General features: G+C 51.6%; 23 protein-coding genes, 1 riboswitch and 1 other annotated feature. Of the genes, 3 read left to right on the top strand and 20 right to left on the bottom strand.

Features of this window, described 5'->3' with window-relative positions; all coding sequences use genetic code 11:
- Nucleotides 1-26 precede the first annotated feature (26 nt).
- Together POTG_RS15855 and serA are read left to right on the top strand one after the other, a co-directional pair.
- The gene (locus tag POTG_RS15855; protein ID WP_009225851.1) at nucleotides 27-944 is read left to right on the top strand and encodes a hypothetical protein; all 918 of its coding nucleotides are present in this window, start codon (nucleotides 27-29) and stop codon (nucleotides 942-944) included.
- Nucleotides 945-1,125: 181 nt separating this feature from the next.
- Nucleotides 1,126-1,353 (top strand) — a binding site (T-box leader).
- A gap of 227 nt (nucleotides 1,354-1,580) precedes the next feature.
- Nucleotides 1,581-3,170, top strand: a complete 1,590-nt coding sequence (serA, locus tag POTG_RS15850) for a phosphoglycerate dehydrogenase (RefSeq protein WP_009225850.1) — start codon at nucleotides 1,581-1,583, stop codon at nucleotides 3,168-3,170.
- Nucleotides 3,171-3,296: 126 nt separating this feature from the next.
- On the opposite strand, the gene POTG_RS15845 is transcribed toward serA, so the two are convergent.
- The 17 genes from POTG_RS15845 to ribD all read right to left on the bottom strand — a co-directional run bounded on the left by POTG_RS15845 (nucleotide 3,297) and on the right by ribD (nucleotide 19,526).
- Nucleotides 3,297-4,736, bottom strand: coding sequence for an ATP-binding protein (locus tag POTG_RS15845; RefSeq protein WP_009225849.1), 1,440 nt, complete (start codon nucleotides 4,734-4,736; stop codon nucleotides 3,297-3,299).
- A complete protein-coding gene (locus POTG_RS15840; protein WP_009225848.1) occupies nucleotides 4,737-5,453 on the bottom strand; it encodes a response regulator transcription factor in 717 nt (238 codons plus the stop codon). It lies immediately after the preceding gene.
- A 66-nt stretch (nucleotides 5,454-5,519) separates the two neighbouring features.
- The gene (gene ccsA, locus POTG_RS15835; RefSeq protein WP_009225847.1) at nucleotides 5,520-6,785 is read right to left on the bottom strand and encodes a cytochrome c biogenesis protein CcsA; all 1,266 of its coding nucleotides are present in this window, start codon (nucleotides 6,783-6,785) and stop codon (nucleotides 5,520-5,522) included.
- Nucleotides 6,782-8,452 (bottom strand): cytochrome c biogenesis protein ResB, encoded by a 1,671-nt coding sequence (resB, locus tag POTG_RS15830; protein WP_009225846.1) that lies wholly within the window; start codon nucleotides 8,450-8,452, stop codon nucleotides 6,782-6,784. Before resB ends, ccsA begins: the two co-directional genes overlap by 4 nt.
- A gap of 22 nt (nucleotides 8,453-8,474) precedes the next feature.
- Complete coding sequence (locus POTG_RS15825; RefSeq protein ID WP_036645802.1) at nucleotides 8,475-9,002, bottom strand: peroxiredoxin family protein; 528 nt, start codon at nucleotides 9,000-9,002, stop codon at nucleotides 8,475-8,477.
- Nucleotides 9,003-9,465: 463 nt separating this feature from the next.
- Nucleotides 9,466-10,212, bottom strand: a complete 747-nt coding sequence (locus tag POTG_RS15820) for a pseudouridine synthase (RefSeq protein ID WP_036645800.1) — start codon at nucleotides 10,210-10,212, stop codon at nucleotides 9,466-9,468.
- Nucleotides 10,213-10,348: 136 nt separating this feature from the next.
- Nucleotides 10,349-10,882 carry a spore maturation protein gene (locus POTG_RS15815; RefSeq protein WP_009225843.1) on the bottom strand — a complete coding sequence of 178 codons (534 nt, stop codon included), beginning with the start codon at nucleotides 10,880-10,882 and terminating at the stop codon, nucleotides 10,349-10,351.
- 6 nt (nucleotides 10,883-10,888) lie between these two features.
- Complete coding sequence (locus tag POTG_RS15810) at nucleotides 10,889-11,518, bottom strand: nucleoside recognition domain-containing protein (protein ID WP_036645798.1); 630 nt, start codon at nucleotides 11,516-11,518, stop codon at nucleotides 10,889-10,891.
- A gap of 50 nt (nucleotides 11,519-11,568) precedes the next feature.
- Complete coding sequence (locus POTG_RS15805; protein ID WP_009225841.1) at nucleotides 11,569-12,768, bottom strand: D-alanyl-D-alanine carboxypeptidase family protein; 1,200 nt, start codon at nucleotides 12,766-12,768, stop codon at nucleotides 11,569-11,571.
- Between the two features lie 139 nt (nucleotides 12,769-12,907).
- Nucleotides 12,908-13,399 carry a GerW family sporulation protein gene (gene ytfJ, locus POTG_RS15800; protein WP_009225840.1) on the bottom strand — a complete coding sequence of 164 codons (492 nt, stop codon included), beginning with the start codon at nucleotides 13,397-13,399 and terminating at the stop codon, nucleotides 12,908-12,910.
- Nucleotides 13,372-14,055, bottom strand: coding sequence for a DUF2953 domain-containing protein (locus tag POTG_RS15795; RefSeq protein WP_009225839.1), 684 nt, complete (start codon nucleotides 14,053-14,055; stop codon nucleotides 13,372-13,374). Before POTG_RS15795 ends, ytfJ begins: the two co-directional genes overlap by 28 nt.
- Before the next feature lie 203 nt (nucleotides 14,056-14,258).
- The gene (gene scpB / locus POTG_RS15790) at nucleotides 14,259-14,927 is read right to left on the bottom strand and encodes an SMC-Scp complex subunit ScpB (protein ID WP_009225838.1); all 669 of its coding nucleotides are present in this window, start codon (nucleotides 14,925-14,927) and stop codon (nucleotides 14,259-14,261) included.
- Nucleotides 14,896-15,693: a segregation and condensation protein A gene (locus tag POTG_RS15785; RefSeq protein WP_016311754.1), complete on the bottom strand. Its 798-nt coding sequence runs from the start codon at nucleotides 15,691-15,693 to the stop codon at nucleotides 14,896-14,898. Before POTG_RS15785 ends, scpB begins: the two co-directional genes overlap by 32 nt.
- 118 nt (nucleotides 15,694-15,811) lie before the next feature.
- Complete coding sequence (gene ribH, locus POTG_RS15780; RefSeq protein WP_009225836.1) at nucleotides 15,812-16,279, bottom strand: 6,7-dimethyl-8-ribityllumazine synthase; 468 nt, start codon at nucleotides 16,277-16,279, stop codon at nucleotides 15,812-15,814.
- A gap of 62 nt (nucleotides 16,280-16,341) precedes the next feature.
- Nucleotides 16,342-17,583 carry a bifunctional 3,4-dihydroxy-2-butanone-4-phosphate synthase/GTP cyclohydrolase II gene (locus POTG_RS15775; protein ID WP_009225835.1) on the bottom strand — a complete coding sequence of 414 codons (1,242 nt, stop codon included), beginning with the start codon at nucleotides 17,581-17,583 and terminating at the stop codon, nucleotides 16,342-16,344.
- A 147-nt stretch (nucleotides 17,584-17,730) separates the two neighbouring features.
- Nucleotides 17,731-18,405: a riboflavin synthase gene (gene ribE / locus POTG_RS15770; protein ID WP_036645792.1), complete on the bottom strand. Its 675-nt coding sequence runs from the start codon at nucleotides 18,403-18,405 to the stop codon at nucleotides 17,731-17,733.
- Complete coding sequence (gene ribD, locus POTG_RS15765; protein WP_009225833.1) at nucleotides 18,405-19,526, bottom strand: bifunctional diaminohydroxyphosphoribosylaminopyrimidine deaminase/5-amino-6-(5-phosphoribosylamino)uracil reductase RibD; 1,122 nt, start codon at nucleotides 19,524-19,526, stop codon at nucleotides 18,405-18,407. Before ribD ends, ribE begins: the two co-directional genes overlap by 1 nt.
- 292 nt (nucleotides 19,527-19,818) lie before the next feature.
- A riboswitch (FMN riboswitch) is annotated at nucleotides 19,819-19,981 on the bottom strand.
- Between the two features lie 188 nt (nucleotides 19,982-20,169).
- On the opposite strand from ribD, the gene tlp reads away from it, so the two are divergent.
- Nucleotides 20,170-20,397 carry a small acid-soluble spore protein Tlp gene (tlp, locus tag POTG_RS15760; protein ID WP_009225832.1) on the top strand — a complete coding sequence of 76 codons (228 nt, stop codon included), beginning with the start codon at nucleotides 20,170-20,172 and terminating at the stop codon, nucleotides 20,395-20,397.
- Nucleotides 20,398-20,464: 67 nt separating this feature from the next.
- On the opposite strand, the gene POTG_RS15755 is transcribed toward tlp, so the two are convergent.
- The 3 genes from POTG_RS15755 to POTG_RS15745 form a co-directional block, all read right to left on the bottom strand.
- Complete coding sequence (locus tag POTG_RS15755) at nucleotides 20,465-20,902, bottom strand: peptidylprolyl isomerase (protein WP_009225831.1); 438 nt, start codon at nucleotides 20,900-20,902, stop codon at nucleotides 20,465-20,467.
- Between the two features lie 142 nt (nucleotides 20,903-21,044).
- The gene (gene lysA / locus POTG_RS15750) at nucleotides 21,045-22,373 is read right to left on the bottom strand and encodes a diaminopimelate decarboxylase (protein WP_009225830.1); all 1,329 of its coding nucleotides are present in this window, start codon (nucleotides 22,371-22,373) and stop codon (nucleotides 21,045-21,047) included.
- A 112-nt stretch (nucleotides 22,374-22,485) separates the two neighbouring features.
- The gene (locus tag POTG_RS15745) at nucleotides 22,486-24,111 is read right to left on the bottom strand and encodes a spore germination protein (RefSeq protein ID WP_442852590.1); all 1,626 of its coding nucleotides are present in this window, start codon (nucleotides 24,109-24,111) and stop codon (nucleotides 22,486-22,488) included.
- Nucleotides 24,112-24,132 lie beyond the last annotated feature (21 nt).

Here is a 24,132-nt window from a genome sequence, read left to right as displayed (position 1 = left end):
AAATCAATATAGTAAGGAGCATAAGTATGATTCGAAAAAATAACACCAAATTTGAAATGCTGTTCTCGCTTGGATTTCTCGCCTTGTTGATTACCGCGTTTGGGACGTTCTTTCTTGGGCTCAATCTCGGGATCGACAAGACGGAAGCCAAATATGCGAATCTCAAAGCAATAACGTTTCGAGAGGAAAACGAGACCTCCTATCAGCAACAGGATTTGGTCACGTTCTACTATGTGGTATTCCAGCCATATCAGCAATTTAAAGAGGACTACCTCACGCTGATCGAAGACATCACCCACAGCTCCAAGCCGGTATCGTCGGACAAGCTGAAGGACATCCGCGATAAGGCTAAAGCCAGCTATGAACAAATTGCCGTACAATCCATCGCCGACTCCTCCCCCTTGCTCAAGGAGGCCCAAACCGACTATTTAAAGAGTCTGAAGCTGTTTGAGGAAAGCATGGACCAGATCAAATCTAAGGCAGGGAACAAGAAAGGCATGGAGCTGGCCAAAATCATCAATCAAGACGAGTTCACCGTGAACGCCAAAAAGTATGGGCTGCAGGCGCAAAAGAAATATTATGCCTCGATGCTGAAATGGACCGCCAAAACCAAAAGCGGCGTTTCTGCTGACTATACATACAAAGAGAACATCGGAACTAAGGAATGGTCCGGTTATTCGCTTGCTGTAAAAAATAAAGCCGTCACCGATATGATGGTGAACGAGCAGCTTTATGTATCCTATTTGCCGCAGGACTTCACGGCCAAGATTGATCAGTTGATCAGCAGCGGAAAAGCCGATGCGCTTAAATTGAACTCCATCGGCTCTATTGTTAAGGTTTTAATTGAAACGGATGCCGTGAAGAGCAAAGAATTTGTAAAATGGAAGTCAACGTATTACGCCTCCGAATCGTTGCCGGAGCTGCCGTTCTTTGCGGAGAATTAAGCCATTTCGCTGTCCGCCGGAATCAGACGCTTTTCGACATTAGTAAAATCATAACCAAAATTTCGGACGGATTCAAGTTTGGGCAAAATCCGAACGACAAACACCTAACTTTGTAAAAATGTTCAGGTTGGTGTTGACACTTTGCCAAGGCCCGTGTTACATTATGAAAAATTACATCTCATGAAACACTTTGAAGGAAAGAAGCCTTCGGAAAGCTTCCAGAGAGTCGGTGGTGCTGCAAACCGGCAGCGGAACGAATGGCTTTAGCGCTCCTGAGTCGCTGCGTTGAAATGAAAGTAGGCGCAGCCGGTGAACCCGTTATCGTTCTTGTCAGCAATGACAACTGAGGCTGCTTTCTGCGAAGGGGCAGCGAATTAGGGTGGTACCACGAATAACTCTCGTCCCTTACTACGGAAGTAGTGTGCGGATTGAGAGTTTTTGATTTATTTAAATCCGTTTAAGCGACGCCAACTGCCTTCCAGGCGTCCTTGGGCACCTTGGTTCTTTGGTGCGGTAATCGGACACAGCGTCAATGAAGAAACTCAACCACATTAGCTTATGCTTCCGAAGATAGCAATACTTGCTATCTTTCAAGGAGGCCTTGCTATATAAAACTTTTAGGAGGGTCAAATCATCATGTTTAAAGTTTTAGTATCGGATCCGATCAGCGACTTAGGAATTCAGCAGCTGATGGATGCAGCCGACGTTGAGGTCGACAAGAAGCCAGGTCTCAGCGAAGATGAATTGGTGCAGATTATTCCGCAATATGACGGTCTCCTGGTCCGCAGCCAAACGAAAGTCACCGAAAAAATCATGGAAGCCGGAACCCGCTTGAAAGTCATCGGCCGCGCTGGCGTTGGGGTCGACAACATCGATCTGGAAGCGGCGACGAAACGCGGAATTATCGTCATTAATGCTCCAGACGGCAATACGATTACGACTTGTGAACATGCCTTTGCGATGATGATGGCGCTGGCCCGTCATATTCCGCAAGCCTATGCGAAGACGATCAAAGGCGAATGGGACCGTAAATTCCTTGGCGTCGAGCTGCGCAACAAAACGTTGGGCGTGCTGGGCATGGGCCGGATCGGCAGCGAGGTTGCGAAGCGTGCCAAAGCGTTTGGCATGGATATTCTCGGCTATGACCCTTTCCTTACTGAAGATCGGGCGGAGAAGCTGGGTGTGAAGCTGGCCACCGTGGACGAAATCATCCGGAATGCGGACTTTATTACCGTTCATACGCCGCTCACACCGGAGACGAAGCATATGATCGCCCGTCCTCAATTTGAAGTGATGAAGAAAGGCATGCGCATCATCAACTGCGCCCGCGGCGGCATCATTGACGAATTGGCGCTGGTTGAAGCGATCGATCAGGGGATCGTAGCCGGGGCTGCCTTCGACGTATTCGAGAAAGAACCGCCGGAAGCCGACCACCCGTTCCTTCATCATCCGAAGATCATCGTGACCCCGCACCTTGGCGCTTCTACCGTGGAAGCTCAAGAGAACGTGGCCATCGACGTCTCCGAGCAAGTGCTTCATATCCTGCGCAACGAACCGTTTAAGAATGCAGTTAATATGCCGCCGGTTGCAGCCAGCGTCATGAACAAGCTGCAGCCTTACTTCGGGCTCGGCGAGAAAATTGGTATTTTCCTGTCTCAATTGAACAATCAGGCTGTCAAAGAAATTCATGTCGATTATGCCGGTGATCTGGCGGAAGTGGATACGCAGCCGCTGACCCGTTACATTATCAAAGGTGTGTTGTCCCGTCATTTCGGTGGCGACGTGAATATCGTTAACTCGATGCACCTGGCGAAGGTCCGCGACATTAACGTAGTGGTATCGCAGGCTTCGGCTACCAAAGGCTTCACCAACCTGATCTCCGTGACGCTCAAGGCTCAGGACGGAGCGGAGCGCCGGGTCGCTGGTACGCTGCTGAACGGATACGGTGCACGCATTGTCCAAATCGACAAGTTCCCGGTTGATGTCGCGCCGGAAGGCCATCTCATCTTCATCTCGCATAACGACAAACCGGGGATCATCGGGCATGTCGGTACCTTGCTCGGGAAGAACGTTGTGAACATCGCCTCCATGCAGGTCGGACGTAAGCTGGTCGGCGGCGAAGCGATCATGGTTCTAACTGTGGATAAAGCAGTAACGAAGGAAGTCCTGGACGAGTTGACGAAGCTTCCGGAAATCAATAAAGCACAGCATATCATTTTCGCGTAACGGCGCGAATCAAGATAACACGAATATTCATGAGGCCGTAGATCAATCATTGTTCCACGATGAACAAGATTTATCTGCGGCATTCAACAAAAAAACATCCCTCTTCGCGAAGGATGTTTTTTGTTATCACGTAGTTTGTCCCGATTCGACAGGAAGCAAGAAATGAAATACGGTGCCCTTGCCGATTTCACTATCGGCCCAAATGGAACCGTGATGGGCTGCGATGATATTTTTGACGATCGAAAGCCCCAATCCCGTCCCGCCGTTCTCACCGCGAACCCGTGCTTTATCGGCTTTATAGAAGCGATCAAAGATATATCGCAAATCTTCGCTCGGAATGCCTACACCGGTATCCGATACGGCTACGTGAAGCTGCTTGCCCATTTCGCCGGTCTCCATATGAGCCTTGACCGTAACCTTTCCTCCTTCCGGCGTATGCCGGAAAGCATTGTCCAGCAGATTGGTCAGCACCTGCTCCAAACGGTCTTCATCGGCTTGCAGCTGCAGCTCTCCGTCTTCCAGCTCCAACACAAGCTCAACCCCGTTATCCTTGGCCCGGACCTGAAATTTACGGTCCACCCGCTCCGCCAATTCACGAAAGTCGATCTTGCGCATGACCATATCCGTATGACCTGCCTCCATCCGGGCCAGGTCCAACAAATCGCGAACCAGCCGTCCCATCCGCAGGGATTCGTCATAAATGACTTGGGCGAGCTCAGCGCTCTCTTCCGGCGAAGAAGCCATACCGTCGAGCAGCGCTTCACTGTACCCCTGCATCATCGAGAGCGGAGTCCGAATTTCGTGAGACACATTGGCCACGAAGTCGCGGCGCATCTTCTCCAAGTTGACTTCTTCGGTTACATCCCGAAGCACGGCAACGGCTCCGCGAACCTCGCCGTCCGAGGACAGCGGCGCCATATGTACGGACCATACGCCTTTCATAACGTGTACATTCATCTTCTGGTCGCTCTCTTGAACCAGCAAACGGCGGAACATCGGAAGCAGCGGTTGCGGAACCATCTGCCCTTCCCCGGCAGAGGCAGGTAAATCCTCCTCCCCATCCTCCGTCAGATCTCCCCAAAGCTGTAATAACCGATCACCCGGCGGGTTGGTTAAAATGACAGCACCCTCGCGGTCCAACGTAATTACCGCATCATTCATGCTTCTAAGCACACTGGAAAGATGTTCCTTCTCGTGCTTTAAGCTGCGGATCGTATTTTCCAGTTCTTCCGCCATATGGTTAAACGTAATGGCAAGCTCACCGATTTCATCACTCGTGCGCAGAGACAGACGCGTGTCGTACTTGCCCTTGCGCACCGCATCCGCAGCCCGAATCAGCTGCTGCATCGGCTGTGTAATCTTCGTGAACAGAAACAAAGCAAAAAACGTTGTGAGCGAAAACCCGATCATTGCGACGATCACAAATAATCGTTTGACCGCTCCAGAGTTTGTAAAGTTCGTATCGATGTAAGGCAGCAGGAACAGTCCCATTAACATCAGGACGCAAGCTACCAAGCAAATGATCGTAATCCACAGCTTACCAACGAGCGTTCTCCAGAAGTTCACTTACTTTGGAACCTCCAGCTTATATCCGACGCCCCATACGGTCGTGATCATGGCAGCGGACTCCGGCGACACCTTGTTCAACTTCTCCCGAAGCCGCTTCACATGGGTATCCACCGTACGCAAATCTCCGAAAAACTCGTAGTTCCATACGTCCTTCAGCAGCTCTTCCCGGGAAAACACCTTATCCGGCGATACTGCCAAATAATGCAGCAGCTCATATTCCTTCGGAGTCAGGCTGACTTCCTGCCCGTTTGCAGTCACCCGATGGGCATCATGCTCAATCACGAGATGAGGGAACACGATATTGTTGCTAGTTCCGCTTTCCTTCGTCAAATAAGCCGTTGCGGAAGCGCGGCGCATGATCGCTTTCACCCGGTAGATGACTTCACGAGGGCTAAACGGCTTCACGACGTAATCGTCCGCCCCAACTTCAAAGCCCTGTACGCGGTTGATTTCCTCGCCTTTGGCCGTCAGCATCAGTACCGGCGTTGCTTTTACTTGTCTCAATCGATTGCAGACCTCGACGCCGTCAATCCCCGGAAGCATCACGTCGAGCAAGATCAGACCATAATCGTTGGAAGTCGCCAATTTCAGGGCGGTCTCCCCGTCTTCGGCTTCATCGATTTCGTAGCCTTCTTTTTCCAAGTACATCTTTAGCAGCCGGCGAATCCGCTCCTCGTCATCGACTACCAGAATGCGGTTTGCTTGATCTGACATTTAACAACAACCCCTTCATCATCTTACCCAATCAGTTGAGCAGTCCATATGGTATTATTGCCTGAGTTAATCGGTACCCGCGTAGGAGTGCAGCCCCGCTATGATCAGATTTACCCCAACCAGTGTAAACATCACGACGAGAAATCCCAGAACAGCCAGCCACGAAGACTTGAGCCCCTGGAAGCCACGCGACAAGCGCAAATGGAGGTAAGCACTGTAAAATAGCCAGGTAATCAGCGCCCATACTTCCTTCGGATCCCAACCCCAGAATCTGCCCCAAGCCTGCTGCGCCCAGATCATGGCAAATACGAGCGCTCCCAGCGTAAAGATGGGAAATCCGATCGCAATCGCCCGGTAACTGATCTCATCCAAATCATCTGGGTCGATTCCCCGCAGTGCGGGCGATAACGCTGTGCCGAGCGGCTTGCGCAAAATTAACCGGAGCAGCAAATAAAGTACGGTACCAGTTAGTATTGCCCAAATTATTGTATTCAGTTTGCGGCCGGCCGTTTCCCCTCTCATCCAGGAAGGAGCATCAAACAAAGGCTTCTTCATGCCGAGGAACGGCTGAATGTGCTCCGGCTCGCTTTGATGCGGACCAACGATCGGTGGCAGATTATAAATTTCTTTATCTTCTATTGTACTATCCTGCTCCACTTGGGTGTCAATCGTTGTCTGATTTTGTACGAAGACAGCTTCATATCCGGCTGCCCGGAAGGCAAAGACGGATACAATGAAGCCCAATACTATAATAATAGAAAAAAGCGTAAATTCAACCCACCATTTTTGACGGCGGCCTGCCTTATCGGTCGCTTTAAAATCCACGGCCCTTAGCAGGTACATTAACCCTGCTACAAAACCAACGGCAAAGAACGCCTCGCCGGTAGCCGCCAGCGTTACGTGGATATAAAGCCAAATGGAACGCAGCGATGGAATCAGCGGCTGAACGTCCTGCGGGAATACAGCAGCGTAAGCCATAATGATAATCGCCAGCGGGAGTGCAAACATCCCAAGCAATATTTTGCGATAAATGATAAAGACAATGGTGAAGGCCACCATAATCATCATGGACAAGAACGTCATGAATTCGTACATATTGCTGACGGGTACATGTCCGCTATACGCCCAGCGGGTACCGCAATAGACAAGATGCGACAGCAACCCAAGCGAGGAAACGGCAAATGAAATGCGTCCCCATTTCTTCTCATGCCGCTTCGGGTCGCGGTTGCGCCACGTCTTGCCTGTTACGGCCACTACATAAAAAATAAAAGCCGCACAATAAAGCAAAAAGGCCGTCATAAATGCGACTCTGCTGATTTCCAAAAAGTTCATGGATGTTTCCCCCTATTTTCCAATGACTTCTCATCCGCTTCTACACCCATCGATTGGAGGAATGCGGAAACTTCGCGGCGCATGCCAAACCAATTCTTGGTCGTATGTCCGCCCAGCGTCAGCTGTCGGCCATCGACACGCAGCCATATGCGGCGATGCTGCCAGTAAAACCCTAAGACCAGTCCAAGCATCACGATCCCAAGACCCAGCCAAACGAACGGCATCGCCCGGTCAACCCGGATGTTCAAATAACTGGACGCTTCGATAAAGTCGACGTCTTCCATCCCAAGGACATCCAGCCGCAGCTTCGATTGTACGCCCCCAAGCTGCTCGTTAATCGCATCCTGCTGGAACCGCTCCTTGTCAACCTGTTTAGGAAAATAAATGTACTGTGCGCCTTCCTCCGGAAGATCCGGTCCTTTGATCAAAAATAAAAAGGCAGGCGCGTTAGGCTCGCCGGAAATGGATACCGGCTTTCCCTCGTCGTTCAGGGAAAAATCCATATATTTATTTTGCAGCGTTAACCGGTAAGGGCCAACTTCATACTCACGCTGGGGATTTCTCATGTCCAATTTGAATTTACCGTAGGATTTCCCGGTTTTAACATCCACTAAGGCTGGCTGCACCGATCTTAGCTTCGGCGTGAGATCAAAGTCGAACTGATACGCTTGAAGTCCTTTGTAACTGAGCGGATCGTTAACCCGAATGGCATGACGCTTGACTTCGCGAAGCTGCGGCTCCTTCGAAGGATCGTCGCAATCCGCCGTGCATTCATACAGTACGGCTTGGGTCTCAAACAGCTTCGGCACAACCTTGCCTCTGGCTTTAAATTCCTCGGACATTTCGTCCTCGCTGTAATATTCAACCGTAAACTTCTCATTTTTCAAATAAAGGTTCGTTTCGGGAATATGCGTGATTTCGCCTTCAGGGAACCAGTAATGTTTGTCCAGATGCAGACCCGGCAAACCGCGGAACAAGACCGCCAGGAGAAAAACGATCAGTCCGATATGAATAATGTAAGGGCCCCAGCGGCTAAACCGCTGTTTCTCTGCCAGCAAGGCGCTGCCGTCTGTATAAACCCGGTAATGCTTCTTTCGCAACGGTTGGACGGCTCGCTGAACCCATTCCGCGCCATCTTCGTTGATTTCCCCTTGATAAACGATTTTCTGCCGGGTGAGAAATTCCAGGTGCTTGCGCACTTTTTGCTTTGAAAGCGCTTTGTAAAGCGGAAGCACGCGATCCAAGCTGCAGATCACAAGCGACGCCCCGATCATAACCAGCAGCAGTATAAACCACCAGGATTCATACGTATGGGACAAGCCCAGCCGGTAATAAATTTCGCCGATCGTTCCGTATTTGTTCTTGTAATAGGTCGAAGGGTCGAAGTTAATGAAGTTGCTTTCCTGTTCAAATATCGTGCCTAACATCGCACCAATCAGTGTGATGATGATCAGATAAATCGCTACCTTGACGGAGGAGAAGAAGTTCCAAATCCGGTCAATGAAGTTGGGATTGGTCCGCTGCGACCGCCGGGCGACCCCGTCGTAACGCATCTCCAGCAGCCCGCCTTGCTGATCCTCCTCAAGCAGCGGTTTGCCGCAGGCTTCGCACAATACGGTTCCCACCCGGTTTTGGTGGCCGCATTCGCATTTTGTATTTTCGATCACCGATTATGTCCTCCTCTCGCCGTCAAAGCCCCACCAGCTGCTTGATTTGGTCATCCAACGTATCCAAATTCAGCTCGCCTTGATGAATGGAGGTAATTTTGCCGTTCTTGCCGATAAAGAACGTCGTTGGCATCGGCACGATGCCGTAATCGCGCGTTGTCGTATTGTCGGAATCAAATAAAATGGGAAAATCCACGCCCGTCTGCTTGACGAAATTTTGTACGGTCATCTCGTCTTCGCCCGTGTTGATGCCCAGGACGACGACGCCTTGATCGCGCCATTTTTCCCATTGGGCTTGTAATGCGGGCATTTCTTTCACGCAATAAGTGCACCAGGTAGCCCAGAAGTTCAAGACCACCGATTTGCCCTTATAGTCGTCTAACGTATGTACCTGTCCATCCAAACCGAGCAGTTTAAACGTCGGCGGATTCCCGCCTTGTTTAGGTTTATCGGCCTCGCCGCCGGACACTGCGGTCCCGATCGCATATCCGCCTAGGATGACGATCAACAGCAAGATGACGATTTGGATCGGCCGTCTCGCCTTCCCCATAGTTAACTTCCTTTCTATGAAAAATATCATGAAGTGTTGAACAAATCGTGAACACTCTATGAACATTATATCGGAATTCGCCGCAGTTTCAGCCCGGGGAAATATGAATATTATGTGACGCGCTAGAAATGAGGTGAAAATGCGATGAAAGGGCGGTAAGGTGAAAAGATTCGTATGATCCTGCTATCGCTTATAGGCCTTGATGTTGTTTGAACGACAGGTTAGCTACGACTGGGGCAACCGGGCAAAATGTTCTTACGATCGCTGTTGCTCGCGGAATTCTTAATCATAACAAGTTCAAGGTAGAATTCCGCTCACAAAGGCGAACGCTCCGCTTCTCCAGAATCATTTTATCCTTTTGCCATTCTCCGTATTTTTGTTCAATCTACAAGGCAAGACCTTGACGCTTCGCTGTTCAGAATCGTTCCACCCTGTTGCCTTTCGCCTCCAGTTCACCGCATTTCTAGCGCTTTGGAGTGGGGGGAGTAGTGGTGCGGGCGAGTTTGTAGAGGCTGTCGACTTCTTCTTTGGTCAAATGGCGGTACAGGCCGCGTTTGAGGTTACCCAGAACCAAATCACCAAAGGAGATGCGCTTGAGCCGTGTCACCGGGTGCGAAATCGCATCAAACATGCGGCGCACCTGACGGTTTCGGCCCTCATGAATTGTGATCGAGATGGTTGCGTATTTCTCCTCCGGGTCAATGTCATAGTACTCGACCTCGGCTGGTGCCGTCATCCCATCCTCCAGCATCACACCTTGCTTCAGCTTGTCCAGCGCTGTACCATGCGGTACCCCTTTGACCGTTGCCAGATACGTCTTCGGTACATGATGCTTTGGATGCGTCAGCAAATGCGCAAATTCGCCGTCATTGGTCAGCAGCAGTAGACCTTCCGTATCGTAGTCGAGCCGGCCTACTGGATAAACCCGCTCCTTGATTCCTTTTAAGTAATCGGTGACGATTTTCCGGCCTTGGGGATCGGAAGCGCTCGTGATGACGCCTTTCGGTTTATTGAACATCAGGTACAGCTTCTTCTCCGCGCCGATTGGCTTGCCCTCAACGGTAATCACATCCACGGACGGATCAGCTTTCGTGCCCAGCGTCGTAACGGTCTCACCATTGACTTGAACCTTGCCGCTTAGAATTAATTCCTCGCATTTACGGCGCGATGCCACACCGGCAGCGGCCAAAATTTTCTGTAATCTTTCCATATTTGCATTAGTCACCTCATACACATGATACCCACCTCATGGAAAAATCACAATAGCAGTCCCCATAAACCGCAAAAACCGCCCCATCAGCGAAGTGCTGCAGGCGGTTCAACGATCATAAAAGGTATGTAGTTATTTAACCGAATAAGAGCAAGCAAACGACGATCGCAGCGATAAAGCCAACGACATCCGAAAATAATCCAACCTTTAAGGCATAACGGCCGTTCCGGATCCCCACGGCCCCGAAATACACCGTCAAAACGTAAAGCGTTGTATCGGTACTTCCTTGAATAGTGGAAGCGATCCGGCCGATCATCGAATCTGGACCATAGGTTTTGATCAGGTCAGTTGTAAAGGCCAGTGAGCCCGTCCCGGTCAAAGGCCGAAGAAACCCAAGCGGCAGCACTTCCGGCGGAACATGAAGCCAGGATAGAAAGGGCGTCATCCACCCGACAAAGAAATCGAGCGCCCCGGAAGCGCGGAACACGCTGATTGCCACCATCATGCCAACCAGATGCGGGATGATCCCTATGGCGGTTGAGAACCCATCCTTCGCTCCGTCGACAAACGACTCATAGACCGGTACTTTTTTGAAATAAGCATAAAGCGGAATAAAGGCAATCATCACCGGTACGGCCCAAGCCGAAATAAGATTCACCCAATCGAGCAAAATGCCTCACCCTTTCAGCGAAATATCGGGTGGCGCCGAGATCCGCGGCGGTGTACAATACGTGTTCCGTCTGCGATACCAGCGATCAGCGACGATAGCCGCCCCTGTGGCGATGGCTGTCGCAAGCAGCGTCGACCCCACGATTTCTGCCGGATTCGCAGAATGGAAGTTGATGCGGATCGCAATCAACGTGGTGGGAATCAACGTAATGCTGGCGGTGTTCAGGGCCAGCAAAGTACACATGGCCGGGGAGGCCGTTTGTTTGTCTGGGTTCAGCTCCTGCAACGCCTGCATGGCGCGGATTCCCATCGGCGTAGCTGCGTTCCCAAGGCCAAGTAAATTCGCGCTCATGTTCGATAAAATATACCCCATCGCCGGATGGTTCTTCGGCACGTCAGGGAACAAATAAGCAACAATCGGTCCAAGCAGCCTGGAGATCGTCTTCACCAGGCCAGAATCCTCCGCCAGTCGCATGATCCCAAGCCAAAACACCAACACGCTGATTAATCCAAAACATACGGTTACGCCGGTCGCAGCCCCGTCAAACGCCGCTTGCGTCACCGTACCGATATCCCCTTTAATAGCTGCAAAGAGAAACCCAATCAAAATAAGTGCAAGCCATATTTTGTTGACCATTCGTTCTGCCCCTCCTTCGCCCAGTCTTGCCTCTCTCCCTTTACCCCACATCAAATATCAAACAACAAGGTTTGCAGCACCTTCTTTAACGCCGCAGACCAATCAGAAGGCCATTGAATCACCTGATGTTCCGAAGCGGATCCATAGGCTCCGCCGACATTCGGCTCATTCCCGTTGCCCATGATGGCGGGATTGTAGCTGGCCTTATCGTACACCGGCACCGTGCCGATTTCTTCTCCATTTAATCGAACGCTGATTCGCCCGCGATAACCAAACGAGCCTGTACGCGCCTCCACTAACTTCAGCCTTCTCTCAACTTTGCCGACTTCCTCCGGGGCCAGCGCATATTTGAAATCCGCCCCGGTCACCAGACCGTTTTCAATCGCTTGCCCTTTGCTGATCAACGTTGTCAGAGGAAAGTTCGCAAAACTGTAATCCAGCAGCTTGCGGTGATCATTCCAATCATCCCCGTCGTTTAATGTGACGACGGCGATTTGCTGTCCATTGCGGGTCGCGGAGCTCACCAAACAACGTCTTGCCGTCTTCGTATAGCCGGTTTTCACACCGTCTGCCCCGTCGTAGAAACGCAGCATCTTGTTCTTGTTTAACCACTTATAATCCCACGGATCATTGGGGTTTGGCGCGGTTTTGCTGGGTGTTCGAACGATCTCCTTAAAGTGCGGATTTTTCAATGCATAGCTTGTCAGCTTGGCCAAATCGTTGGCTGAAGAATAATGCCCTTTGGCATCTAAACCATGAGGATTTTGAAAATGGGTATGGGTTAATCCGAGAAGCTTGGCCTTTTCATTCATCAAATAAACGAAGCCTTCCTCCGAGCCGCCCACATGCTCCGCAATCGCGGTCGCTGCATCATTGCCTGAACGGAGCATCAGCCCGTATAGCATATTTTCCAGACTCATCTCTTCCCCTAAATGGAGATAGAGGGATGAGCCCTCCTTCCCGTATGCGTTCTTTCCAACGGTAACCATATCCGACAGTTTGCCGTGCTCGATCGCGACGATGGCGGTCATGATCTTGGTCAAGCTGGCGATGGGCAACTCGTCATCTCCGTGCAAGCTGTACAGTAGGCGACCCGAGGTCACGTCAATGACCGCAGCGGCCTGAGCATGGATCGAGGGCGCATCGGGAGCAGCTTGTACAGCCTGCGGATTCAACCAGGCGAACAGCAGAACCGCGGCCAATAAGCAGCAAAAGGAGTGTAATCTGCGGTCATGTGAATCTTTCTTCATAAGTTGATTCCTCCGGTAACAGGTACTATAGCAGGTACTTGTTTACTTATATGCAATTTTGCAAGAGAGTATGTCCCACCTAAAATCAAGAAAAAGACCCCTCCCGGCAGCCCGGAAAGGATCAACGGTCAAAAGGCAGTTATGCAAAAGGATTTATGCCGGTTCGGACGGCCGATTCCTGCATCTGGGCAGCTTGCGCTGTTGCCATCGCTGCATTCGCAGTTGCATTCTGGTTCGGGAACATGGACTGGATTCGGTCGATGATACCAGGTACGGTATCAATGATTTTTTCGACAAGATGTGTTTGGTTATCCAGCGGCACAATGTGTACGCCCGGCTTTCCTACGACGAGGAACGCGATCGGATTAATCGAAACCCCGCCGCCGCTACCGCCGCCAAACGGGCGGACATTGCTGTTCTCAGAAGAGCCTGTGGTCGATTTATTGTGTTCGTCATCAACAATAAAATCGCTCCCCCCGGCAGCAAAACCGAAGCCCACGCGGCTGATTGGCAAAATCACGCTGCCGTCCGGCGTTTCGACCGGTTCACCCACGATCGTGTTGACATCAACCATTTCCTTGATGTTTTCCATGGCGGTTTGCATTAGTCCTTGAATAGGATGGTCAGCCATTTCTTAACTCCTCCCTTCACTTTTAGCACGCGAACTATAAGTACCAGTCCAGCATAGATAGCATAACCGCAGCGAATTTGCGCTATGCAGCGGAATTCCGTGGAAAATAACGGCTTACTGTCGAATACAGGAACGACAAACAATTTAGGTCTCTGCTTCAAAGAAATATAACGGGTAAGCCAGCCAACAATCGTCGCTTTAACTCCCCATAGTACCCCCGTTAACGTCGCGGTATGGGCCGCATCCTCTAACGCGATGTTCGTTGACCATTCCAGCTTGCGGAAGGAGACGCGGCGAAGTGTGGATTGAAGCCAGACCCGCAGCCCGCTGGTCGCTTGAAGCAAACGTTCGAACTGATCCATCCATTGCTCGACCTTGTCTTTGTTCACCTCGTGGTCGACGCTGGTGGATTCCTTTTGCAGCACGTTCTCTGGCTGATTTTTCTCGATCTGCACACCGTCACGCCAATTTTTAATCCGGATCGTAGGTACCTGGTAACGTAAGTGAACAAAGCCATAGAGCATCGTAACTTCCAGCAACACCATGTCATCCCGATTTTTCTTGCGCAGGGTCAAATTGAACGTAATGGTAGACAGCAAAATCAAGGCAGCTATTAGCAGCAGCAGGATCAGGATGCCTCCGAGCCAAATCCACACGGGAAAGCCCTCCATACCTATCAGATAAAATACTCCATCGTAGTATGGCTATTCCAAAAGGAAATCATTCGATACGTTTCACGATTTAAGCAAAGTGTTCGATAACAAACTTAATGCGTTTTGGGGCCGAATAACAAACGATCCCGTCTCAATTTGAGCGGGATCGTCGGTTCGTTCTGCCTGCGGTTTCTTTGCGGATGTCCTCATAAATTCCCTGGTTCCATATCATCGGGATTTTCCCCCGGTGACTCCTCCTCCTTTGCAACAAAATCCTGATTTACATCATCAAACGTCAGCTGTTGTTCCTCTAAGCGCTGGAACAGGAGCTGCGTCTCCTCCTCCAGCTCCTCGGCACTTTCGAAATCGGCCAAGTCCGGCAAATCCTTTAGGCTGGCCAGTCCAAAATAGTCCAGAAACGCTTTGGTGGTCCCGTACAAAATTGGACGCCCGATCGCTTCAGCGCGGCCCACTTCTTCAATTAAATCCTTGTTGACCAGGGAATGAATCGCCCGCTCGGATTTCACCCCCCGGATTTCCTCAATCTCTACCCGAGTAATCGGTTGACGATAAGCGATAATCGATAACGTTTCAAGCGCAGCCTGGGATAAGGTCGAACGCGAAGGCGAATAAGCCAGCCGTTCGAAATAAGGGGCATGCTCCGGAAGCGTCGCCAGCTGGTAGTTGCCGGCGATTTGCACGATTTGCAGTCCTCTGCCGGCTCGCTCGAAGGACGATTTCATATCCAGCAAGGCATCGGACACCACCTCTTGCCGCTGCTCCGTCACTTCAGCCAGCTGTTTGAGGCTTAAGCCTTCCTCACCTGCCAAGAAGAGCAACCCCTCAATAATCGATTTCAATTCCTGAAAATTCATCGATACTTCCTTCCCCTCTCCACTCCATAACAATATCGTCGAAAAGCCGGTTCTGATAGCAGACGATTTGCTTCATCTTCATCAGTTCCAACACGGCCAAAAACGTGACGACGATTTCGTGCCGACTCATCTCCGTATGCAGCAGCTTGGAAAAGAGCAACCTGCCGCCTTTCCCCACATGCTCGAACGCGGACACGACTTCCTTCAGCCGGTCCTTAACGGAAATTTCGTCGCGGTGAATCCGCGCCACCGTGTTGCGCTTGGCTGCCCGACGCATCGCCTTCTGGAAGACGGCAATCAAATCAGCAGCATGCAGCCCTTTCACAGGGTTCTCCTGCACCTCCGGCATAAACGGCGTCAGATCCTCCGGTTCTTTCGAGAAAATCAAGCTGCGCTCCCATTCGCGTTCATGCAAATGCGCAGCGATCCCTTTATATTTACGGTATTCGATCAGCTTGCGGATGAGCTCGTCCCGAGGATCCTCTTCCTCCTCAAACAAGTAATCGAAATCATCGTCCATTTCGATGACGGGTGGTTTCGGCAGCAGCTGCTTACTCTTGATCGACAGCAGCGTCGCAGCCATGACCAGAAACTCGCTGGTGACCTCCAGCTCAAGCTCCTGCATGTCTTGCAAATATTCGAGGTACTGATCGGTAATCTCACTGATGGAGATTTGATGGATATCAATCTCGGCTTTATCGATCAGGTGCAATAGCAAATCCAGCGGCCCCTCGAAGGTTTCCAGCTTATACGTTACTGTCGTCAATGAACATCCTCCACCCGTAAGCAAACATGTATGTACATAAGTTTACCTTAAAAATGGTTTGTTGCAAAAGAAAAATGTAGTACCCCTTCGGCTCAGGGGTACTACATTAAGATAAGCATTATTGCAGCTGTTTCGTCAAGTTCGCCATTTCGATAGCTGCCAGTGCGGCATCCCAGCCTTTATTTCCGGCTTTCGTTCCGGCACGTTCGATCGCCTGCTCGATATTTTCGGTCGTTACGACGCCAAAGATCGTAGGCACGCCGGTTTTAAGGCCAACGGCAGCAACGCCTTTGGAAACCTCGTTGCAGACATAATCATAATGAGTGGTGGAACCGCGGATGACCGTACCCAGTGTAATGACTGCATCGTATTTGCCGCTCTCCGCCAGCTTCTGTGCCGCAAACGGGATTTCAAATGCCCCCGGTACCCAGGCGACATAAATTTCTTCCTCTTTGGCTCCATGCCGTTTCAATGCATCCAAGGCGCCGGAAAGCAGCTTGCTTGTAATAAATTCATTAAAGCGGCTGACCACGATCGCATATTTTAACCCGTCCGATACTAAATGCCCTTCAAATACGTTTGCCATGATTCATCAAACCTTTCTATTAGTAGAGTTAGATCATTGCTAAGAGGGAGTTTGCTTCGCCTTTAAACGCGAGTGGAGGATTCATCCTGCTCCACATCGTCAAATTTGAGCAAATGCCCTAATTTCGCTTGTTTGGTATGCAAGTACTTGGTGTTATCCTCGTTCTCTTTCATTTGGATAGGTACCCGTTCGACAACCTCCAGGCCATAGCCCTCCAAGCCTTTGATTTTACGTGGATTGTTGGTCATCAAGCGAATTTTGCGGACACCCAGATCCTTGAGAATCTGCGCCCCAATTCCGTAATCGCGCAGGTCTGCCGGAAATCCAAGCTTCAGGTTGGCATCCACCGTATCAAAGCCTTGCTCCTGCAGCTTGTAGGCCTTCAGCTTGTTAACCAAGCCAATGCCGCGGCCCTCCTGGCGCATATACAGCAGCACGCCTTTGCCAGCTTCCTCAATCTGGCGCAGTGCGGCTTCGAACTGCGGTCCGCAGTCGCAGCGGTGAGAGTGGAACACATCCCCGGTCAAGCACTCGGAGTGCACCCGCACCAGCACCGGCTCATCGCCGTTGATCTCACCTTTGACGAGCGCAACGTGTTCTTTATTATCCACGTCGTTCGTATAAGCGACGGCGCGGAATTCGCCGTAATCGGTTGGCATGCGCACTTCCACTTCGCGATTAACCAGCTTCTCCTTCTCATTGCGGTAATGGATCAGGTCCTTGACGCTGATCAGTTTAAGATCATAGGTTTTGGCGATCTCCACCAAATCCGGCAGCCGGGCCATCGTCCCATCTTCTTTGATGACCTCGCAGATGACGCCGGCTGGATAGGCACCGCACATCCGGGCCAGGTCTACTGCTGCTTCCGTATGGCCGGCGCGGCGCAGCACGCCGCCTTTCTTGGCGATCAGCGGGAACATATGGCCTGGGCGGCGGAAGTCCGACGGCTTGGCGTTGGGATCCATGATCGCCTTCACCGTCAACGAACGCTCATATGCCGAGATTCCCGTCGTTGTATCTTTATGGTCAATGGAGACGGTAAAGGCCGTCCCATGATTATCCGTATTTTGCGCCACCATCGGCTGCAAATCCAACTCCTCTGCCCGTTCCGCCGTAATCGGCAGGCAGACCAGACCGCGGCCTTGGGTGATCATGAAGTTGATCACTTCGGGCGTTGCCTTTTCAGCCAGTGCCACGAAATCTCCTTCATTCTCCCGGTCTTCGTCGTCGACGACGATAATGACCTTCCCCCGCATCAGTTCGTAAATCGCTTCTTCGACCCGGTCTAATACAATGTCACTCATCACTTTCCCCTCCTTAAAGTAAATGTTGATCGTCTGATGTAACAGAACTCTGAGACGTTATTCCTCAACACATTGGGAGATTTGCACTGCTAACGGAACTAGGAGGTCTTATTTAGCGCAGAGCTCTCCGTTCCGTTAAAATCAAATTTAAACGAACCCGTTCGCAGCCAGAAACGGGAGGTTGATTCCCGATTCGGCGCCGCTCGCTTCTTCCGTATCCTGACCGCCTCTGCCGTACTTGAGGAGATGATCCACGTATTTTCCAAGCACATCGCATTCCAGATTCACCGTATCTCCCGCCCGCTTGAAGGCGAGCACCGTCTCGGCTAACGTATGCGGGATGATGGATACCGTAAACGTCCCGCCTTCCGCTTCGACCACCGTTAAGCTGATCCCGTCTACAGCGATGGAGCCTTTAGGAATAATGTATTTGAATAAGGAAGGCTTACTTGGACGAATTTCAAACACGACCGCATTCTGATCCTGGCTCGTTCCGACAATGGTGCCGACTCCGTCGACATGTCCCTGTACGATATGTCCGCCGAACCGTCCATTCGCCGCCATGGCTCGCTCCAGATTCACACGGCTGCCTGGTTTCAAATCCTTTAGATTCGTGTTGCGGAACGTCTGCGGCATCACGTCTACCGTAAAGGAGGAAGCGTCAAACGAGGTGGCTGTCAAGCAGACTCCGTTCACCGAAATGCTGTCACCTAGCTTGATGCCTTCCGTCACAACCTTCGCCGAAATGTTCAGAATCATCGCTTCCCCTTTGCGGCTGATCGATTTCATCGTGCCGATTTCTTCCACAAGTCCTGTAAACATTAGTGATCTCCCTCCTTCACCTGCGCCCAGACCGGTACTCCCCGGATGCACACATTATCCCCGATTTGTTCGACTTCCATGTCGCGCAAGGTCACCGCATCCCGCATTAGATCATACCCGGCAAAGCTAAAGCTCGAGGGAGCTTCAGCTCCTCCGATCAGCTTGGGAGCAAGGAAAAGCACGATCTCATCCACCAGCTGCTGCTCCAATAGTGAACCGTTTAGACGTCCGCCTCCTTCTACGAGTACAGAAGAAATCCCTCGCTGTCCGAGTTGAACGAGCGCGTTCCGTAGATCAACCTGCGGACCGCTGCCGCAGCGGAGAACTTCCGCCCCAAGGTGGATGAGGCGTGCTGCCTTGTCTGGATCAGCCTGTTCCGTCGTCACAATCCATGTGGGAGCTTGCCCATCCCGAAGGACTTGTGCCGTCTCTGGAATGCGGAGCGTCGAATCCGCGATGATGCGAATGGGCGACAATCCCGGAACGGATAACCGGGTAGTCAGCTGCGGATCATCCGCGAGGATCGTCGAGGCGCCTACCATAATGGCCTGATGGCGATGCCGCATCGTATGGACGATTTCTCTTGCTCCCTCGTTGGAGATCCACTTGCTGTCCCCCGTCCGACTCGCCAGCTTCCCATCCAGCGTGCTGGCGGATTTGATCGTCACATACGGCATGCCGGTCGTGATGAACTTAATAAAGCGACGATTCAGCTTCAAAGCCCGTTCACGCAGCACACCAACTTCCACCTCAATCCCGGCGGCGCGAAGCAGCTCAATGCCTTTGCCGGCGACCAGCGGATTTGGATCTTCGCAGGCAACTACGACGCGCTGCACCTTCTCGTGAATCAAGCGCTCTGCGCAAGGCGGCGTTAACCCGTGATGGCTGCAGGGCTCCAAGGTGACATAAACGGTGCTGCCTTCTGCCTGGGAACCGGCCATGTTCAGGGCATGCACCTCGGCATGCGGAGTTCCCCGCTTCAAGTGCGTACCCAGCCCAACCAATGCCCCGTCCTTCACGACAACGGCACCAACGACCGGATTGGTCCCGGTTTGTCCCTGCGCGCGCTCCGCCATGTCCAGCGCTAGAGCCATGTAATATTCGTCGTCAATCACCTTCATCCGCGGTCCTCCTTACACCAATCCGTGAAGCGAAGAATACAAAAACAACCCTGCCGCAATCCGGCAGGGTTGAAATGAGAGTGGTTTTACGCATATCAAAAAGAGCAGCTTCGTCTCCTCCCTGTCGCCACGACACAATCTGAGATCGTACAAGACGACAAATGGACCAAAACGAAAGCTTGGCAACGTCAAGACTCTTCACCATCGTATATATGTGAAAAATAGAACTTGATCGTTTGAAGCTCTTTAGGTATGAACACCTTCGCAAATAAAATAACGTACGTGCTCTCGCGTTTTCCTTCTCCCATCCAGACTATACTGTCGGTCCCGGAATCTCACCGGCTCAGCCGCATGCTTACGTAAGCGCTGCGGGTCACGGACTTGTGCTTCATCGAACGAGCGTCCAATGAGCCATCACCGTCGGTAGGGAATTTCACCCTGCCCCGAAGGATTGCCAAATATTAAATTTGCATGACTGCAAGACGAATGTTAGCACTAATTTTGCAAAAAATCAAGCACACCTGTCACAACGCCAGCGAACCTCCACCTAGCGGATACTTGCAGATGTGCATAAAAACCGGCCTAAAGAGCTAACCTTAAGAACGATATCGTATGACAAATTCAATTCTCAGGAGGAATGAACGTGGCAAAACCGGATAATCGCTCCGACAATGTGGAAAAGCTGCAACGGAGCATCCAAAACACGATTAAGAATTTCCGTGAAGGACAAGATTACCTCAGCGAACATGCTGACGAAATCTCCCCTCAGGAGAAGAAGCAAATCGAGGAGAAGAACGAGAAACGACTGCACGCTATCGAAGGCTTACGCGAAGAGATCAAAGACGAAGCCGCTCACCAAAGAAAATCTTAATTCAATGAAAAGGGGCTCCGCGCCAAGACCAACTTGGATTTGCGGGGCCCTCTTACTTACTGGCTGATTAAGCTTCGTCCCAAACGGTAACTTCCTTCATTTTATCCCCAGGACGAATTTGGTCCACGTATTCCATACCCGAAATCACTTTACCGAAAACGGTATGCACTCCGTTCAAATGCGGCTGCGGCTCATAGACGATAAAGAACTGGCTGCCGCCGGTATCCTTGCCGGCATGGGCCATCGACAATACCCCGCGCTCATGCTTGGTCACGTTGGTATCTGTTTCGCATTTGATGGTGTAACCTGGGCCGCCTGTACCGTTGCCGATCGGGCAACCTCCTTGCGCGACGAACCCTGGAATCACGCGATGAAACGTAAGTCCGTTATAAAATCCGGAGTTGGCCAGCTTCTCAAAGTTCGCGACCGTTCCAGGAGCTTCCTCAGGCAGGAACTGAATTTCGACTTCTCCGCCTTTTTCCAAAACGATTTTACCTTTTTTCATATCAATGTACACACCCTTCTATATGAACGTCTGGGACAAACCTCTTACAGTTTACTAGAAAATCCGCGTACAAGCAAAACAAGGCCAAACAGGGAACGAATACACGCTCCCTCTCAGGCCTTGTTGCTTCAATCGCTCCTGCCTATTTCAGCGATGGCTGCTTCGCGATCCGTTCTGGAATCACGTCACATGCGACCAGATCCTGCAACGACTCGCGCTTCACGACAAGATCGCTGCGGCCGTCTTGCACGAACACGACCGCCGGACGACGGATCCGGTTGTAGTTGCTGGCCATCGCGTAGTTGTACGCACCGGTGCAGGATACGGCGAGCAGATCGCCGCTGTTCACCTTCGGCAGCTCTACGTCCCAAATCAACATATCGCCGCTTTCGCAGCATTTACCGGCAATCGACACGGTCTCTTCATTGGCATCGTTGGCGCGGTTAGCCAGCATCGCCTCATATTTCGACCCGTACAGCGCCGGACGTGGGTTGTCCGTCATTCCGCCATCAACGGCCACGTATTTACGTACGCCAGGGATATCCTTGCTTGTACCTACCGTATACAGCGTCGTGCCAGCATCACCTACGATGCTCCGGCCCGGTTCAACCCAGATTTCCGGAAGCTGCGGATAATCAGCGAACTCCCGTTTCACTGCATCCGTAATCGCTCCAACATAATCGGACACCTTCAGCGGTGTGTCGCCTTCCGTATAACGAATGCCAAAGCCGCCGCCCAGGTTAACCACCTTGAAGATCACACCAAGCTGATCCTTCACCTGCATAGCAAAAGCCGCGACGCGCTCAACCGCCAACTGGAACCCTTCCACTTCAAAAATTTGCGAGCCGATATGCGAATGCACGCCAAGCAAATGCAGATTCAGGCTGCGGTTGGCCAAATCAACGGCTTCCAACGCCGAACCGTTGCCGATATCAAACCCGAACTTCGAGTCCGTCTGACCGGTTGAAATATATTCATGCGTATGGGCTTCCACCCCTGGTGTTACGCGCAGCAGGACATTGACAGTAACGCCTTTCTCGGCGGCAAGCGCCTGCAGCATGTGCAGCTCCGTAAAGTTGTCAGCTACGAAACAGCCAATCCCGGCGGAAATCGCCATTTCCAATTCATCTGGCGTCTTGTTGTTGCCATGAAAATGGATTCGCTGCGCAGGAAATCCCGCTTGAAGGGCCGTATACAATTCACCTTCGGAGACAACATCCAGGGACAAGCCCTCCTCCTCGGCCAGCCGGCACATCGCCATGACGCAGAATGCTTTGCTGGCATAGGCGACCTGGAAAGACAGTCCCGATGCCCGGAAAGCATCCATATATTCACGGCATCTTTGCCGCACAAGGGCTTCATCTACGATATACAGCGGCGTTCCGTAGGTTTGCTTCAGCTCGACCGTATCGCAGCCGCCGATTTCGAGATGGCCTTTTGCATTAATTTTGCTGGTACCGTGTAAATACATCTATGCAGTCCTCCACTTTCACAATTTTACACCAGTATAGCAAACAACCGGGAAACTGAAAAATGGATTTTTCGGAATATCATTTGTGTTATTTGTTAAACAAGCCTAAGCCTCACTTTTTGCCCGGCATTCGCGTGTTGTCGCGCGGTTTGTTGGAGGACGGTCTCTGCTTGGATGTCATGACCGGAACGCGGAATAATACCCCGGCCATCGCCTTTGCATTAAAAGGTATGAACGGCCACATGTAAGACGAATTATTCGAGCGGCGCAGGGTCAGCAAAACGATAAATGTGGTGATCCCGACAATCAGCCCGCCGGCGCCGAAAATCGCCACGGCCACAAGCAAAGCGAGCCGCACGACGCGATTGGCCAGTCCCAACTCATAGCTCGGCGTTGCAAACATCCCGACGGCCGCTACCGCCATATAAAGGACAACCTCGTTGACGAACAGCCCCGTCTGGACGGCGATATCACCGATCAGGATCGCAGCGATCAAGCCCATCGCTGATGCCAGCGGCGTCGGCGTGTGCACAGCCGCCATCCGCATCAGATCGACGCCGAACTCGACTAACAGGAATTGGGCGATGAGAGGGATTTTGCCCTGCTCCTGAGGCCCGATAAAGGCAAGCCCCGCCGGCTTGAACTCCGGATGAACGACGATCAGCAGCCAAATTGGCAGCAGGAAGAGCGAGGCGAAAATCCCAAAGAAGCGGATCCAACGCAGGTAAGTCCCCATGAATGGGGTCTGCCGGTTCTCCTCCGCATGCTGGCATAGATCAAAAAAGGTCGTCGGCAATATCATCACGCTGGGCGATGTATCCACAAACACGACAACCCGTCCTTCGAGCAAATGCGAAGCAACGACGTCCGGACGTTCCGAGTAGCGTACCAACGGATACGGATTCCATCCTCGGTGAATGATCGCTTCCTCCAACTGCTTGTCCGCCAGAGGTATCCCGTCGATGTTCACGGCTTTAATTTTTTCTCGGATTGAATCGACTTGCGTCTTATCTACGATATCATCGATGTAGGCGATGCAGACGTCGGTGCGGGTCCGGCGGCCGACGCTGACCATTTCCAACTTCAGTCCCGGGTCACGTAGCCGACGGCGAACCAAGGTAATGTTGGTCACCAAGGTCTCCGTGAATCCGTCCCGCGAGCCGCGGACGACGCGCTCCAGCGAAGGTTCCTCCGGACTACGAGTTGGGTACTGCCGGGTATCCATAATCAGCGCGGTTTGCTCGCCTTCAATAAACAGCACGCTCATGCCGGCTAACGTTTTATTGATGGCATCGCTGAGCTTCTCTGTTTTTTCTACCTGAACATGAGGTATATAGAGTTCGAAGAAGGAGCGGAGCGCTCCGGTTGTTAAATTCTCCGGCGTCAAATACGTCAACCGCTTAATGATCTCCTGCATGGCTTCGGTGCTTGCAAATCCATTAATGAAGACCAAGCAGGTGCGTTTGCCGCCATAAGTCATTTCACGGAATACAACGTCAAAGCTCTCCCCCGCCCCGATGACTTCCTTCAGCGTATGCTTGGTTGTCGTCAGACTGCGGCTGATCGCATCGCTTTGCTGCCAATAGATCACCGACTCCTCAACGTTGTCGGACCGCTCCGATTCGCGTTTTCGTCGAATCGCTTCCTCTTCCGGATAATTCTCCTGCAGAAAATTTTCTTCTTCCTCAGGTACGAAATCCGGGATCGCCTGCGGCTGATCCATTCCGTCCTGCATCATATCCTGCGTATCTTGCTCCAT

Origin of the sequence: Paenibacillus sp. oral taxon 786 str. D14 (genome assembly GCF_000159955.1) — a bacterium.
Classification (GTDB): Bacteria; Bacillota; Bacilli; order Paenibacillales; family Paenibacillaceae; genus Fontibacillus; species Fontibacillus phoenicis.
Note: the sequence above shows the minus strand (reverse complement) of the source record. Positions and strands in the feature narration are given on the sequence as shown.